The sequence below is a fragment of the Chryseobacterium sp. WG23 genome (genome assembly GCF_024586575.1).
Taxonomy (GTDB): domain Bacteria; phylum Bacteroidota; class Bacteroidia; order Flavobacteriales; family Weeksellaceae; genus Chryseobacterium.
This window is the reverse complement of sequence record NZ_JALCZE010000001.1, coordinates 103,683-119,534: the sequence shown is the minus strand read 5'-3', so window position 1 is coordinate 119,534 and position 15,852 is coordinate 103,683. Positions and strand designations below refer to the sequence as shown.

The 15,852-nt window shown below is 36.4% G+C and carries 11 protein-coding genes; 3 read left to right on the top strand and 8 right to left on the bottom strand.

The genetic code is table 11. The features are described 5' to 3' along the window. Positions 1 to 6: 6 nt before the first annotated feature. The 6 genes from MP477_RS00560 to MP477_RS00535 all read right to left on the bottom strand — a co-directional run bounded on the left by MP477_RS00560 (position 7) and on the right by MP477_RS00535 (position 10,758). The gene (locus MP477_RS00560) at positions 7 to 1,815 is read right to left on the bottom strand and encodes a hypothetical protein (protein ID WP_257188742.1); all 1,809 of its coding nucleotides are present in this window, start codon (positions 1,813 to 1,815) and stop codon (positions 7 to 9) included. Between the two features lie 392 nt (positions 1,816 to 2,207). Then, on the bottom strand, positions 2,208 to 3,359 hold the full coding sequence (locus tag MP477_RS00555) for an efflux RND transporter periplasmic adaptor subunit (protein WP_257188741.1): 1,152 nt from the start codon (positions 3,357 to 3,359) through the stop codon (positions 2,208 to 2,210). Between the two features lie 7 nt (positions 3,360 to 3,366). Further along, positions 3,367 to 7,704 (bottom strand): CusA/CzcA family heavy metal efflux RND transporter, encoded by a 4,338-nt coding sequence (locus MP477_RS00550; protein ID WP_257188740.1) that lies wholly within the window; start codon positions 7,702 to 7,704, stop codon positions 3,367 to 3,369. Positions 7,705 to 7,928: 224 nt separating this feature from the next. Further along, positions 7,929 to 8,291 (bottom strand): hypothetical protein, encoded by a 363-nt coding sequence (locus MP477_RS00545; RefSeq protein WP_257188739.1) that lies wholly within the window; start codon positions 8,289 to 8,291, stop codon positions 7,929 to 7,931. A gap of 476 nt (positions 8,292 to 8,767) precedes the next feature. After that, the gene (locus MP477_RS00540) at positions 8,768 to 9,376 is read right to left on the bottom strand and encodes a hypothetical protein (protein WP_257188738.1); all 609 of its coding nucleotides are present in this window, start codon (positions 9,374 to 9,376) and stop codon (positions 8,768 to 8,770) included. Positions 9,377 to 9,975: 599 nt separating this feature from the next. Next, complete coding sequence (locus tag MP477_RS00535) at positions 9,976 to 10,758, bottom strand: AraC family transcriptional regulator (RefSeq protein WP_257188737.1); 783 nt, start codon at positions 10,756 to 10,758, stop codon at positions 9,976 to 9,978. 70 nt (positions 10,759 to 10,828) lie between these two features. Between MP477_RS00535 and MP477_RS00530 the strand changes: the two genes are divergently transcribed. Further along, on the top strand, positions 10,829 to 12,034 hold the full coding sequence (locus MP477_RS00530; protein ID WP_230041336.1) for an MFS transporter: 1,206 nt from the start codon (positions 10,829 to 10,831) through the stop codon (positions 12,032 to 12,034). A 23-nt stretch (positions 12,035 to 12,057) separates the two neighbouring features. Here the strand turns inward: MP477_RS00530 and MP477_RS00525 are convergent, their stop codons facing one another. After that, positions 12,058 to 12,765 carry a DUF421 domain-containing protein gene (locus tag MP477_RS00525; RefSeq protein WP_257188736.1) on the bottom strand — a complete coding sequence of 236 codons (708 nt, stop codon included), beginning with the start codon at positions 12,763 to 12,765 and terminating at the stop codon, positions 12,058 to 12,060. 48 nt (positions 12,766 to 12,813) lie between these two features. Continuing rightward, positions 12,814 to 13,590 carry an MBL fold metallo-hydrolase gene (locus MP477_RS00520; protein ID WP_257188735.1) on the bottom strand — a complete coding sequence of 259 codons (777 nt, stop codon included), beginning with the start codon at positions 13,588 to 13,590 and terminating at the stop codon, positions 12,814 to 12,816. Between the two features lie 93 nt (positions 13,591 to 13,683). On the opposite strand from MP477_RS00520, the gene MP477_RS00515 reads away from it, so the two are divergent. Beyond that, complete coding sequence (locus MP477_RS00515; RefSeq protein ID WP_257188734.1) at positions 13,684 to 14,001, top strand: helix-turn-helix domain-containing protein; 318 nt, start codon at positions 13,684 to 13,686, stop codon at positions 13,999 to 14,001. A 391-nt stretch (positions 14,002 to 14,392) separates the two neighbouring features. Next, positions 14,393 to 15,844, top strand: a complete 1,452-nt coding sequence (locus MP477_RS00510) for a T9SS type A sorting domain-containing protein (RefSeq protein ID WP_257188733.1) — start codon at positions 14,393 to 14,395, stop codon at positions 15,842 to 15,844. Positions 15,845 to 15,852 lie beyond the last annotated feature (8 nt).

Here is a 15,852-nt window from a genome sequence, read left to right as displayed (position 1 = left end):
ATACTGTTACTTCTCAACCTGAGGAACCTCAATGGCTGCAAGCATCAGTTTATATTCCTGCAGTTGCAGGGTTATGTTTTCCAATCCGTTTCTAAAGAAGGGTGATTCTTTAAACAGATGATGATAATATTCAATTCCTTCCAATATATTTTTTTTGAACGTATTCCATTTTTTTGACTGGGGATGCGTGATTTGAGCCGATGATTCTGTAATTTCTTTTTTCAGATAATCCACATACATTTTTAATTCATTGATGAACATATTCGGACGTTGGTTATCCGGAAGAATATTTGTGTTTCCATAGATATGCTTTACCATTTCAGAAAGGGAAACCTCTTTGTTAAAAAAAGCGATATTCGGTCCCGGGCATATGACAACGCCTTGTTTTTCACCCTTTATTTCCATATTATGTTCCATATAAGCAGCATTTACAAGACCTACACAAAGACAAGCTTTATCTGTAATCTCCGACTTTCTTCTGTTAAATTCTTCAGCCGTATATGTTTCCCGGCTGGAATACAGTTCTTTCAGTTTAATATCCTGATACTTCCTGGAAGCGGTACATGTTCCTTTAGAAGAAAACTCTTTGCTTAAAGCCAGTAATTTTTTCGGACATGAACTTCCATATTTCCCATGAGACTCTTTCTGTTGTTTTAATATATCATTGGATGTTCCTCTTACCGTATTAAATGGGACTCCCAATGGTGAAAGATTGCTCAGGTAAAAATCCTTTTCTTTAGATTGTACCAGTAAATTTCTGGTTTCTGTATCTACAGAAGTGGCTTCCGGAACCAATAAAAACGGAGATCCCCATCCTACACTGTCTACATCATAATTTTCAAGCAGAAAATCATGTTCTTCAGAAGTTCCTACTCCGCCCTGAACGGTAATTTTCATTTCTAAAGGTCCGTCAACACAAGGTTTTCCTTTCTGTTCTAAAGCGGAAATCATTAAGGCATGGGCCGACTGAATCAGATCATTTTTTTTCTGTTTAAATTCTTCCATAATAGGCCCCAGGAGCAGTCCGTCTGTAGCAAATGCATGCCCACCACAGTTCAACCCGGATTCTATCCTGTATTCTGAAACCCAAAGCCCTTTTTTTGCCAGGAAATTCCCCTGAATCATTGCAGAGCGGAAATCACTTACTTTAAGAATGATTTTCTTTTTTAAAACTCCTTTCTGATCCGGAAAAAAATCTTCAAATTCTTCCATATAACTGTATAAACGAGGATTCATTCCTGCGGAAAGAACCATCGAAGAAGACAGTTTACTTTTTGCAAATCCACGTAAAGACGCATGGGCATCATTGTAGATTACAGAAAGCTGTTCGTCTTTTTTATAGTTGTCTTTATCAACTTTTGTCATGATGTTGACATCAATGCTTCCCGGCTTTAAGTTAGACTCAATAAAGCTTTTAATAGCTGATCCCCAGTTATCCTTTTGACTCATAAGGTTTTGAAGACCTTCTTTCAGCTCTGATGTATTAGGCAACATCGCTATAAAATCTTTTAAGGCTTCTCTGTTTTTGCTGATTTCCTGTTTGAAAGACTCAAATTTTTCATTCACGATATCATCTACCATATCCAGATAAGCGGTAATTCTCTTTGCTCTGTAATCTTCTGTTTTGGATGAAATTTTTAAATAATCCAGATTAAACTTCTGATTATAAAAGTTTTTCATTTTTTCCAAAATTTCGTCATCGATAATGGAAATGACGGAAGAAATTCCATATTGGGCAACACGAATCGGACTGTCTATAGTATAAGCCAGCCCCATTACCGGAATATGAAAATTGTGTAACGGTTTAGTTGTCATTATATTTCAATAAAGGTTCTCTCATTAATGCAACTAAAAATTCTAAAAAACTAATTCACTGCCTAAATATATCATTTTAAAATTAACTATGCATTAAATAATATTTATAATGTGGAAAAGATGCCAAATATCATCTTATCTTACGAATGCCTTAGCTGGGAAGGAGAAATATAAAGTATACTCAGCATTCTCTGCTAAACGAAGTGCCACTGCGAACTGAAAATAAAGATAAAACCTTGTGAACTCTGCGTTATTATGTGACTGACTGGTAGTCACTATTTCTTTTACAAATGATATATAATGCTGGTTGCTAAATAACAAAGGTTTCATTTACCGTTACAGTAAACAAAACCTTTGATTAAAAAATATTAACTTTTATAGGTTCGGAAGTATTATTCTGCCTTATTCTTCAGCAGCATCAGCAAACTGTAAGCTCCTTTCTGTACAATTTTCTTATCTTTTAAAAAGTCAGCTTTTAGAATCTCTGTAAACTGATCATCTGCAATTCCTGTTACTACAGGGATCATCTTATAGTTTGATTTTCCCAGATCTTCAAAAACATAATTTTTATTCTCATAGGAAACTACCGCTTCATTGGGAAGTCCCTGCGTATTCCGGTTGCTGATATTAACCTCTGCATTGATATACATTCCTTTTACAAATTCAGGGTTTACGGCAGATAGTTTGGCTACAGCAGTGGCAGAACCTCCGTTTTCAATACTGGGAACTACACTTATAATTTTAGCGTTGTATTTCACGTCAGGTTTCTGGTTGTTATACACCAGAATTTCCTGTCCCGCTTTTACATCATTCACATCATTTTCAAAAACCTTTAATTCTAAAAGTAATCCTGCAGGATTAACGAGTTCAAATAAAGTGTCCGCAGGGTTGATATACTGTCCGTTATTTACTGAAATTTTACTCACAAAACCGCTAAACGGTGCATAAATATTAATTCTGCTGCTGATATTGCCTGTATGTAATCCTTTGGCACTGATTCCAATGATTCTGAGTTTTTCTTCAAGACCTTTTAAAGTAGCCTGTAAAGTGGAATAATCTGCCTGTGCAGTTTGCATGGTTTTATCACTGCTGGCCTTGCTTGTATTAAGGTCTTTCTGGCGGTTGAAGTTCAGTCTTGCTGCTTCCAGCTGAGCTTTTGTTACCAGATAATCCTGCTGAAGCTGTATGAATTGTGGATCTTCCACCACAGCCAGTACCTGTCCTTTGCTGAAATGACTGCCGTTTATTACATTGATGGATTTGATGTGTCCACCCATAATACTGGAAACAGAACTGATGTGGGAAGGAGCGATCTCCGCTTTTCCGTTCAGCTTTACTAATTTTTCCATATTTCTATCCTGAATGGATGTAGTACTTATTCCTACAGACTGAACCTGTTTTTCTGTAAAATGAACTGTGTTTTCATTGCCTTTAGTAAATTTTGTGTTTTCGTAAACCGTTTTTTCCTCTTCTTTTTTCCCTGAGCAAGAAGATAAAATAAGTACTGAAGCAAAGTAGTATATTGATATTTTTTTGAAATGCATGACGCTGTTATTTTGAGATTAAGAAATTAAGTTCCGCTCCGATTTGGTTAAGTTTTTCCAGCTGATCAATGTAATCTGCCTTTGTTTTCACGGCTTGATTAACTAATATTACCCAGTTCAGATAATCAATTTCCCCAACTTCCATTTGTTTTTGTGCTGCTTTTAGGATGATTTCAGATTTGAGAAGCTGTTTCTGTTCATAATTTTCAATGATTTTTTGTTGATTTATATAGTTGCTCAGCTGTTGTCTCAACCTGTTTTTAAGCTCAATTTCTTTTCTGTGAAACTGATTTTCAGAAATTTCTATTTTTGCCTGTGCAGCCTTTGCCAAGGCTCTCTGTCCTTTAGTAAATAATGGAATTCCCACACCCACCTGAACAGAATTGAACCGGTTGCTGTTGATGTTTTTCATACTTTGGTTGGTATATCCAATAAGAAGCTCAGGAAGCAGTTTGCTTTTTTCAAGCTGTACCTCGGCTTCCCCTACTTTGATCTGCTGTTGGAGAGCCTGAAGTTCGGGATGTTGTTTTACTGCCTCTTCTGAAGACTGAAGACTAACATCCATTACAGGTCGGTCCGCAACAGGCTGATAAGGATTCTCAGACTGAAGAAGTAACTGAAGCTGAAGTTTTGCCATATTCAGGTCATTTTCAAGACTGTTCAGCTGTACATTCATTTGCTCGTTCTGAATTTCAGCGGTGGATTCTTCTAAAATATTAGCCTCCCCTTTTTTCAGCCTTAGCGCTGCCTTCTCTGCAAAATTATGATACAGCTGACTGATGTACAGCAATACTTTTTTCTTTTCCTGAAGAACTAAAACTCTGTAAAAAACGTCCGTAACTTCTTTGGTAAGCTGTGCTTTAGTGAGGTTTTGATTGATTACACTTGCTGCCCATTCTGCATCCAGCATCTGTTTCCTTTTAGAATAAACCGTTGGAAAACTGAATCTCTGAGATATTCCAAACGAATTATCAGTTTCTTCACCCTGGATCTGACCAAAACCTCCTGTAACTTCCAGCTGTGGAATATCCAGGTAGCTCGCTTTTAGTTTCTCCTGGTATTCTGATATTAATTTTGAGTTTTTGAGGGTTCCGTTCTGTTGGAAAGCTTTTTCCAAAGCCTGATCGTAAGTAATATTTTCCTGAGCCCGGAAGCTTCCGAAAGATATCATTACTAGGAAAACGGACAGTTTTTTAGAATTTATTTTTTTAGGGAATTTCATTGTATTGGTATTAATATTTTCGAATAAAACATAGAGTATCGGAAGTACAAATAAGGTTAATAGAGTGGCAAGCATCAATCCTCCGATGACCACAGTGGCCAGAGGTCTCTGTACTTCAGCTCCTGCCCCGTTGCTTAACGCCATCGGTAAAAAGCCTAAAGAAGCGACAAATGCAGTCATTAAAACCGGACGAAGCCTAATCCTTGTTCCTGTTAAAACCACTCTGCTCATGCTGCCCATTCCTTTGTTTTTCAACCTGTTAAATTCCGAAATCAAAACAATTCCATTAAGTACAGCTACACCAAACAAAGCAATGAATCCCACTCCTGCACTGATGCTGAACGGCATCCCTCTCAGAGCAAGAAAATAGACTCCGCCAATTGCCGATAAAGGGATGGCAGTATAGATGAGTAAACTATGCTTTACAGAACCAAAAGCAAAGAACAGCAACAGGAAAATCATCACTAATGAAATGGGAACAGCAATGCCTAATCTTGCCTTTGCTTCATTTAAATTTTCAAAAGTGCCTCCATAAGAAATGGTATATCCCGGTGAAAATTTGAGGCTTTTCCCGGCTTTCTGCTGAAGCTCTTCTACAATAGTCTGCACATCTCTTCCCCTTACATTAAAGCCAACAATGATTCTCCTTTTCGTATCTTCCCTCTGGATCTGGTTGGGGCTGTTTTTAAGTTCTACTTTTGCAAACTGAGATAATGGAACCTGCTCTCCGGATGGCGTTGGCACCAATAAATTCTGAATACTTGTGATATCTTTTTTATGCTGATTATCCATTCGGACAACAATATCAAACTTTTTCTCTCCTTCATATAAAGCTCCTGCGGTCTGTCCTGCAAATGCCATATTGATGACTCTGTTAATATCCGCAACGGAAATATTGTAACGCGACAGCTCTGGCCTATTATAATCAATAACAACCTGTGGGGCACCTACAACGGGCTCAATATAAAGATCCTGTGCTCCTTTTACAGTATTGATAATGCTTCCCAGCTTTTTGGCATAGATGGTGAGACTGTCCAGGTCTTCTCCATAAATTTTGCAGACAACATCCTGTCTGGCTCCGGTCATCAGCTCATTAAAGCGCATCTGCACAGGAAACTGAAAACTGGTGGTGAGTCCCGGAATAACGCTTAAAGCTTTACTCATTTTATCAGAAAGTTCCGGAAATGTCGTTGCAGAAGTCCATTCCTTTTTAGGCTTCAGAACAATAATCATATCTCCTGCATCCATGGGCATAGGCTCCGTAGGAATTTCTGCGCTCCCAATCTTGGCAACTACCTTTTGAACCTCAGGAAACTGCTTTAGAAGAATATGACCTGCCTGAGTGGTTACTTTCTTGGTTTCATTAATATTACTCCCCTGAAGAATTCTCATCTCAACAGCAAAGTCTCCCTCTTCCAGAGACGGAATAAATTCTCCACCCATCTTGGATAAAATGAAAACAGCTCCTGCAAAAAGAATAAATACACTTGTCAGAATTGTTTTTCTGTATTTAAGAGCTTTCATCAGAAGATTCTGGTGACCTGCCTCCACTTTTGCCATGACCCTGTCTGAAATATTATCTTTTTCCTTTTTCTTTCTGCTCAATACTAAAGAGCTCATCATAGGGATATATGTCAAGGACAGGATAAATGCTCCTACTAATGCAAATGCAACCGTTTGTGCCATAGGCTTGAACATCTTTCCTTCAATCCCCTGCAGTGTAAAAATCGGAAGATAAACAATGAGGATAATAATTTGTCCAAAAACGGCACTGCTTACCATTTTTGTAGCAGAATCCGAAACCTGCTCGTCCATTTCCTTTTTACTGAGCCTATTGTCTTTTCCAAAGTATTTTTTGTGAGCGAGCTGATGCAGAACGGCTTCCACTATAATAACGGCACCATCTACTATAAGCCCAAAATCTAAAGCCCCAAGGCTCATCAGATTCCCTCCAACACCGAAGATATTCATCATAATGATGGCAAAAAGCATGGCCAAAGGAATTACAGAAGCCACTAATAATCCCGCTCTGAAGTTTCCTAAAAATAATACCAGAATAAAAACAACAATCAGTGCTCCTTCCATCAGGTTGGTTTTTACTGTACTGATCGTATTGTTTACCATTTTGGCACGGTCAAGAAACGGTTCAATAACCACTCCTTCAGGTAAAGATTCCTGGATCTTTTCCAGCCTTTGTTTAATATTGCCAATCACTACATTGGCATTCTCTCCTTTAAGCATTAATACAATAGCTCCGGATACTTCGCCGGTATCATTATAAGTCATTGCTCCATATCGGGTAGCATAACCTATTTTAACGGATGCCACATCTTTGATATGTATAGGAATTCCTCCTTTGGTTTCCGCTACCTGAATGCTTCCGATATCTTCGGTACTTCCCAAAAGACCTTCACTCCTGATAAAAAGAACCGTCTCTTTCTTCTCTATATAAGCACCTCCGGTATTCTGATTGTTTTTTTCCAACGCCGTGAAAACATCATTGATATTGATGTTGAATGCCTGAAGCTGATTAGGATTAATGGCAATTTCGTATTGTTTCAGCTTTCCTCCAAAACTGCTGACATCAGCCACTCCTTTAGTCCCCAGTAACTGACGTCTCACCACCCAGTCCTGAATGGTTCTGAGCTCAGTTTCGTCATACACATTTTCATAACCTTTTTTGGCTCTTACCACGTACTGAAAGATCTCTCCCAGTCCGGTAGAAATAGGGCCCAGCTCAGGTTTTCCAATGCCCTCAGGAATATTTTCCTGAACAAGCTGCAAACGCTCCTGAACCTGCTGACGGGCCCAGTATACATCGGTATTATCATCAAAAACTACCGTCACCAGAGAAAGTCCGAATCTTGAAAGACTACGCAGTTCAGTAATTCCACTGATATTGCTGGTAGACTGTTCTATAGGAAATGTGACAAGCCTTTCTATATCTGCTGCACCATAGGAAGGAGCACTGGTAATGATCTGAACCTGATTATTGGTGATGTCAGGCTGAGCATCAATTGGAAGTTTAGTGGTTTCATAGACTCCAAAAAGAATGAGCCCCACTGTAAACAGAGCAATGATGAGTTTATTCTTTACAGAAAACTCAATAATTTTATTTAACATAAAAAATTATTAATTGATAACTCGCAATGTTTTAGAAAGCAGGGTAAACTTCAATATTAAACCATAAAATATACTTTCATCTAAAGTTCTGAAGTCTTTTAAATAAAAGTTTTTGAGGGTAAGATGTGAACACAGCTAGAATGCACAGCGAGTTAATTGATAGGTAATAACTTGGCAGCCTTAAGTGTAAAAACCTAAAGCATTAATTTTTAATCTGAAATCAATTAAGAAAGCCGTGGAGGCTGGAAAATTCTGGAAAGATAAAGGCTTGAGAAATCTTTTTCCTGATAAATGCTATTCTTCTGTGGAATAGCAATTTCTATAGGTTTTTTTATTTCAAAACTAAGCTCAGGCAACTGAGCATACACTGTTAATACAATAGGAGGATTGATAAAAGGTAATTTTTGGTCGAGATCCCAATCGGAATCTTTTTTATGATTGTCATAGTGCTCCATGACAAACTCTGACAAATTACCATGATACTCCATATAATGTTCTACAAACATAGGTACTTTGAGTACTTCCCCCGCATTGGTGGTAGCCATCACATACATCATCGAGCATAATATGGAAATCCATTTTAACATTGTCCTGCAAATATAAGGCTTAAATCTTTTTTTTTAAATCAATTAGTATTAATTTTTTAAGAATTTATCCGTAACAGAGGTCGTTTAAGCTGATCGTACGGATATCAAAAAGAGGACTGTTTTTCAAATAACTGCAAATGAAAGAGCATATTAAAGGATCACCAAAGAGGTAAACGATGGTATTTTGGGTATCATTGGGAAAATGTTCCAGAATTTTTTCCTGGAGTATTTCAGGATGGATAGGACTTATAATACAGGTTTTTAAAGGAAAGCTATGATCAAGATCTGGAAATACATCTCCCTCATTGCTCTGACAAGCGCAAGTTTTAACTTTTCCTTTACCGAAATAATAATGATTAAAATAATTGAGATCCAGATTATTATTTCAATTCTACCATGGCTTTGTATAAGCCGCGAAATTAAAAATCCGGTAGCTGAAGAACTTTGACTTAGATCAAAAAAGGGATATACTATTTCTACTCAAAATCCAGGAAACCATCTGTAAGTTGCTTCCACTGGATTTTGGCGATTCCCATCATTCCTCCGGCAGCCACCATTATATTTCTGATGATATCAAAAAATGCTGCGTTGAAATTGGGAGATTCGTTTCTCCCGTATACTGCGGTTTTTATATAGGTTGAGTCTCTATAGATCATAAATGTAGAAGTCGCTTTTGAGCTGTAAAAGTGGGCAATATGGCTGCTTTTTTTATTCTCAGGATCCTTTGATGGTTTGCAGGTAACCATAATACTTTCGGAGGAGTTGTCTTCATAATAACAGATATCTGTTATTTCTACCCAATCATAACCTTTTGCTTCGGCTTCTCCCGGCCCCGGAATATTGATTCTGATAAAATCACCTTTTAAAGGTTCTCTGTCAATGGGAATGGCATTGGAATCGTAAAGTTTAAATGCTGCAAAAGCATCTCCACAATAACTTTTCCATTTGTTGATGGAGAAAAATCTTTTTTTTACTATTTCAAATTTCAATGGAATCAATGCCGGTTCAAATTGTTTTCTGCTTTCAGTGTCATGAAATCCGCCGGATTTTTGTTGGGGTACTCCCTGTATTTGCTTTGGTTTCATACTGTCTGTTTTAAAACAAATTAATGAAAATAATGTGTCCTATTTTATGAGCGCAGTCACAATCAGAAATACTAACAATATGCCGTCATTTTTTCTAAATATCCAGAATTATGGATTTTCATGATATATCTTCTGATGTCAATAGAATAGATTTTTGAAGAGGTACAATTACATATCCATAAAATTCCACAATACTAAAGAAATCTTACATCAATTAGAGAATAGTTATTTTCTATTAAAATCAATAATTTTTAAAAAAAATGCATATATAATGTTTTGCATAATATTAATTTTACTTATATTTGTGAATCGAAATAATTTTTTTTCATCATTTGTGTTTTTTTAAGGTCTCCATTCGTGGGGACCTTTTTGCTTCCCTTAACCTTATAATTGATTATTTACTGCTAATATGAAAATATAATAAATAGTGAAATATTACATATTTTGAAAACAAAAAATACTTTATTATAGGGCGTCGTATAAATTTATAACAATTAATAAATCCCTTTTTATTGCTTTATAGTAAGATCGAAAGCATAAACATATTATTCAACATTTATGATACTTGGGAATAAGACTAAAAGCTGGAACCTTATCTGCTATTTAATATTTTTTATAAAATCGGTAGGCCGGAACTGCATGACAGACTGAAAGCTTCTGGTGTAAGCCTGCACACTCTTGTACCCTACTTCATAGGCCGTTTCGGAAATGGTAAGATTTCCTGAACTCAAAAGCTCAAGACTCTTGATGATTCTTAGCATCTGCTGGTATTTGCTTAGGGTAAGTCCAGTTTCTTTTTTGAAAATACGTTCTAAAGTACGGGTAGACAATAATGCAGTCTCTCCCAGATCTTCTATTCTGATTTCCTTATGATAATCATGATGCAGATGTTTTATCACTTTTGTCAGGCGTTTGTCTTTTGGAAGGCAGATATGAAGTTTCAGAGAATGTTCTACAAAATGAGGAAGTTCATTGAATAATGCTTTTAAAAATATGGTTTCATCAGCATCTTTTGATAGAAGTTTAGACCATTTTTCCACATATCTTATCATTTCCTTTAAAACCGGAGGAACTGAAAACACATTGACTTCATGATAAAAAGAGTCTTTTTTATCCACTTCCGCAAACATGATCATCAGATTGATTTTTTCAGAATGGGAATTGGTCTTATGGATGGTATTGGGAGGAATCCAGACGGCATGATTCTGCGGAAGAAGATAAATTCTTTCTTCAATAGTAATATACTGAAACCCGCTTTCCACATACACCAACTGCCCTTTTTGATGCTGGTGAAGCACATCATCATGAATCCAGTCTTCTTCAAACCAGACAAAATAGGGTTTATGCAGCTCATCTACTTCTATACTGTTATTTGCATTCATGTCGTTTCAGGTTAAAACTTTGGCAAAATTAAACAAAATTACTATGTTAATTTTGCACAAAAGTTTTATTATGATGAAGAGTGAAATAAGAAAAAAAGCATCTTATGCTTTACTGGTCATTAATGTATTGGTGGTGATACTGATCTCAAGTAATCTCCGTTCACCAATCGTTGCAGTATCTCCTGTATTAAATGAGGTGAGACAGGCTTTAAAGCTGGATAATTTTCAGGTGAGTTTACTGACCTCCATTCCTCTTTTTATGTTTGCAGGCTGTTCTGTATTGGTGAGTAGATTTTCCAATAAGCTGGGAATCAGTAAGCTGTTGATGTATTCCTTACTTATTTTAAGCCTTGGGCTTTTTCTTCGTATTTCCGGATCGTTATCTATGTTATTTCTAGGGTCGATATTCATTGGGTTGGGAATTTGTATTGGGAATGTGGTAACCCCCGGATATGTTAAAAATAATTTTCCGAAACAGATTGGGCTTATGACCGGTATTTTTGCTGTTTCTATGAATCTTACAGCTGCCCTGGCTTCTGGCTTTAGTGTAAGAATTGGAGAATGGACAGGCTTTGGATGGCGGGGTTCATTAGGAATCTGGCTGATTATTGCGGGATTGGGTTTTCTTGTTTTACTTCTTGAACTTGTTTTCAACAAAAAAAATTCTGACCAACCTAAAGTGGCGCTAAGTACTTCTGGGATTAATATGTTCAAATCTTCCCAGGCATGGAATATTAGTATCTTTATGGGACTTCAGTCCCTGTTCTACTATTGTATGGTTGCCTGGCTACCTTCATTCCTTGCAGATTATAATATGCAGGGAGAAAGCTCCGGCTGGGTTCTTTTTGTAATCCAGATTACGATGATTCCGGTGACGTTTTGCTGCCCGATTATAGCCAGTAAAATGAAGGATCAAAGGATTATGATTCTTTTTATCTGCGCCTTAATGTTTACGAGTACTATGATGTTTGTCCTGCTAAAATCCCAATGGATTTATGTAAATGCAGTTATTATAGGACTCTCCAATGGGTTGTCTTTCAGTTTGTCTATCCTGTTTTTCTCCACAAGAACCAAAAGCAGTATTAATGCAGTGAAAATTTCAGGAATGGCACAATCTGTAGGATATCTTATTGCCGGATTCGGGCCTCCTGTTTTTGGAAAACTTCATGATTGGGATATCTCATGGAACACCTCTTTTTATTTCCTGAGTATTGCCGTACTGATCATGCTGTATTTTGGACTGAAAGCGGCAAAGAATAATTATGTGGAAGATTAAAGAAAATGTTGACAAAATTAACCTTAGGATATGCGTTTTTTGTTACTGGACGCTACCCATTCATCCTTTAAACAGCTAGGGCAGTTTTCTGTACTGCCTGCTGTTTTATGTTCTGTATGACCACAGAAGGTGCAGGAATAATATCCTTCATTATGAATAGATTTTAATGGGTTTTCCAGGGAGTCTGGCATAATGGGAAGTCCATATTTTACAGATTGGTCTTCATAAAAAAATACACTGATCTCTCCGGAGATTTCTTCAATTGCCATTTCAACCTGCCCAAGTTGCGAAACACCTTTTAATCTAAGTTCTGCAAAGAATTCATCACTTCCCAAATTTTCTTTTTGAAAGTTCTTAATGGAAAATTCACCATTTTCTATCAGACAGATGGATTTTCCTTCCACCAGCTTTTCGAAAGTCTTACTTTTTCCAATAAAAAAAGTAACAATTGTATACAGGAGAATAATGACAATAAAAACGATAAGGGAAGAAATAATTCCGACATCTTTATTAAACATGGGATCTCCGGCAGCAGAACCCAGTCCGATAATAACCACCAGCTCGAAGATAGAGAGCTGTTTAACTCCTCTTTTTCCTAAAATCCTCAGCCCGATAATAATAGCCATGAACATAATCATGGTACGAAGAATGATCTCTAAAAGAAAAGACCATTCTTCATGTCCCAATAATAATTCTTTCCAATCAAGATTTAAGAGAAAAACTGAAAGCATAAAATTATTTATCAGCAAGAATTCAAAAAATAAGCCATATTCTTATTATTACTGTAAACTAATGCTTAAACTTACCTCTTCCCCATCTTTGAGGATAATACATTGCCCGCCAAGTTCTTCCTTAGCTATTTTTTCCCTGATGAAGTTCCTGTCTTCTTTGCAATGGCTTACTGCCTCCAGATGGGTAACCCATACCGATGCTTCAGGAGCATGCCTGCAGACTTTTACAATATCTTCACTCGTCATAATGATAGGATCTCCTACCAAAAAAGTGGCTGCTCCACCTGCCACAATAATGTGCTGTGGCTGATGTTTGTCTATTTCATCTGCAATATCATTATACCAGATACTGTCTCCAACAATATAAACGGACTGATCGGCTGTTTTAAAAACAAATCCGTTCACCACGCCCATTTTTTCTCCAATTTCTCCGGTTCCGTGTTGTCCTTTCGTGAGAGAAATGTCAATATCTTTCCAACGGATGTGTTCATTAATGGAAATAATATTCTTAAAGCCATATTCAGCGATCTGATCAGCAATGATCTCCGGGCAAAGTATAGGTGTATTTTTGTTGAGAAGTTTTATCGCCTCTTCATCCCAATGATCAGGATGGAGGTGGGTAACTGCCACGGCATCTATTGTCTGCAGCTTTTCAATTAACTGTTCTCTGCTGAAAGGAAGTTCTACCAAAGGATTCAATAATTCATTATCGGTCATAGGAAACTTCCCTAAAGATCCTTTTTCTCCAAGCATGGGATCAACTAAAATGGTGGTACCCTCAATATTCAGTAGCAATGTGGCGTTACGCCATAATTGTAGTTTCATTTTGTTTAAATTTGTACAGCAAAGCTAACGGCTAAATAAGAAAAAATAATCGATGGTTACCAAAAGGTTAACCATATTTATATTAAGGAATTGATGAATTTTGAAGAATTTAAAACGTGTGGACTTCGTCGCAGCCTGGATATCCTGTCCGGAAAATGGAAACCCCTGATCTTATCCTCACTTTTTGAGGAAGAGCAGGTACGTTTTGTGGAACTTTGGCGAAAAATGCCGAGAGTTTCCAAGAAAGTGTTAGCAGAACAGCTGAAACAGCTGGAGGAAAATAATATTATTCAACGTATTGAAGTGTACAATTTTCCTACGGAAGTTTATTACAGGTTAACGGAAAAAGGACAAAAGTTGGGCCCTATTCTTTCTGAACTCCATGAATGGGGAAATCATTTAAAGGCATAATATAATTTTACAACAACACATTTTTTGCGATGAAGATCTGGATTTAAACCTTATAGGTTTCAAAAACCTATAAGGTTGTATAACGGAAGTATATTACAAACTTTCAGACAGAGCCAGAAAATTAGGTCCTATCCTTGATGCACTGCATGAATGGGGTAACGAACTGAACCCATAATGCCAATCATCCGCAGGAATTTCTCAGCGCAACATTCACTATTTCATTAGCTTTAGTTAATTTTTTTCTAGTAAAACATCTGTTGTAAGGCAAAATCCGGATATTTCTTTACGTTTCTAAAACTTTATCATATATTTGGAAACACAACCCCAAAATTATATGTTGATGTAGGTTACAAAATATAACCTCAAAATTTCCTATTAAAAAAAACAAACAATGAAAAAAAAATTATTATTTGTGTTTATACTTATAACACAAACTTCCTTTGCGCAGATTATTTCCAAAGATCCTACGTTTGCTTCGAACGGCATTTATACTCTTCCGGCAGGAAACTCATATTTAGGAACGGGAAGCAGTTATGCAGGAGAATTAACTGCAGCAACAAGTTCAGTATTTTATAAATCCTATGACACCAGTCTCAACCAATTAATTATTTCTAAAGCTACAGGTTACAGCGGCCCTTTAGATTTGACTTTTGGAACAAATGGTAAAATTGTACTGAACTACAATGAAGGTTCTCTTGTTGGATGTATAAGACATACCGATGATAAATTAACTTTACTGCTCAAACGATATGATTCTACAAACAATACGTATTATCTGGATGTAGTCCGATTACTTTCGAATGGGCAATCAGACCCTTCTTTTGGAAATGGAGGAATAAAGGCATTAGCCAATTTATCAGTTTCTTTTGAATTAACTAATCTTATACAGCAGGGAAATAAAATTCTTGTTTCAGGAATTAGTATGGATTCTTTTGGACAAACTGACTCGAAAACTCATACTTTGAGATTAAATTCTGATGGCACATTAGACAACAGCTTTGGGAATAGCGGAGAAATATTGACTTATCAGCAGAATCCTTTGCAGAGTTCTTATCTTCCTCATATCATTTTAGATAACCAGTTTAATCTTCTTTTTTTCGGAAATGGTACCATAAAGAAATATACTGTTGACGGACAGCCTATGACTGGTTTTGGTAATAATGGAGAAGTTTTGTTTAGTGGAGAAGCAAGTATTGTAAAAGTAGATTCTGCTGATAAAATTGTGTATGCAAAAAATGACTTAATGTGGCAGACACCACCTACCTTAGGAAGGCTTAATGCTGATGGCTCACCAGATACGACATTCAATTATAATGGTATTGCCGGTCTGGAATTTCGGGATATCTATGAAAAAAATGGTTCTTATTATATTGCAGGCTATGCTGAACTCAATAATAACGGATATACTTATTATTATCTCTCTAAGCTTAATCAAAATGGAACTGTTGATCCTGTATTTGGAGAATATATAGAAAATGATCCTAATTTACTCTATCATAGCATTAATGCAATAAATGTTTTTGATAACAATATCATTGTGAGCACAGATGGAGAGACGTTAAATATTGTGAAATATCTTGTAAACGGTACCGCAACATTAGCTACAAAAGGAACGGTAAAAAACAATCCTGAAATTACTTTTGAAAGCCCTGTAAAACAAGATTTAGTGTATCATTCAAAAGAAAAAATTGGCAAAATAGAGATCTATTCTGTTGATGGAAAATTATTAAAAACTGTAAAAGAAAATAATTCTGATATTTCTGAACTTTCTAAAGGAGTTTATTTTGTAAAAACAATTTTTGAAAACGGAAAAATTGCTACAAAAAAACTTATCAAGAAGTAGAAAATTTA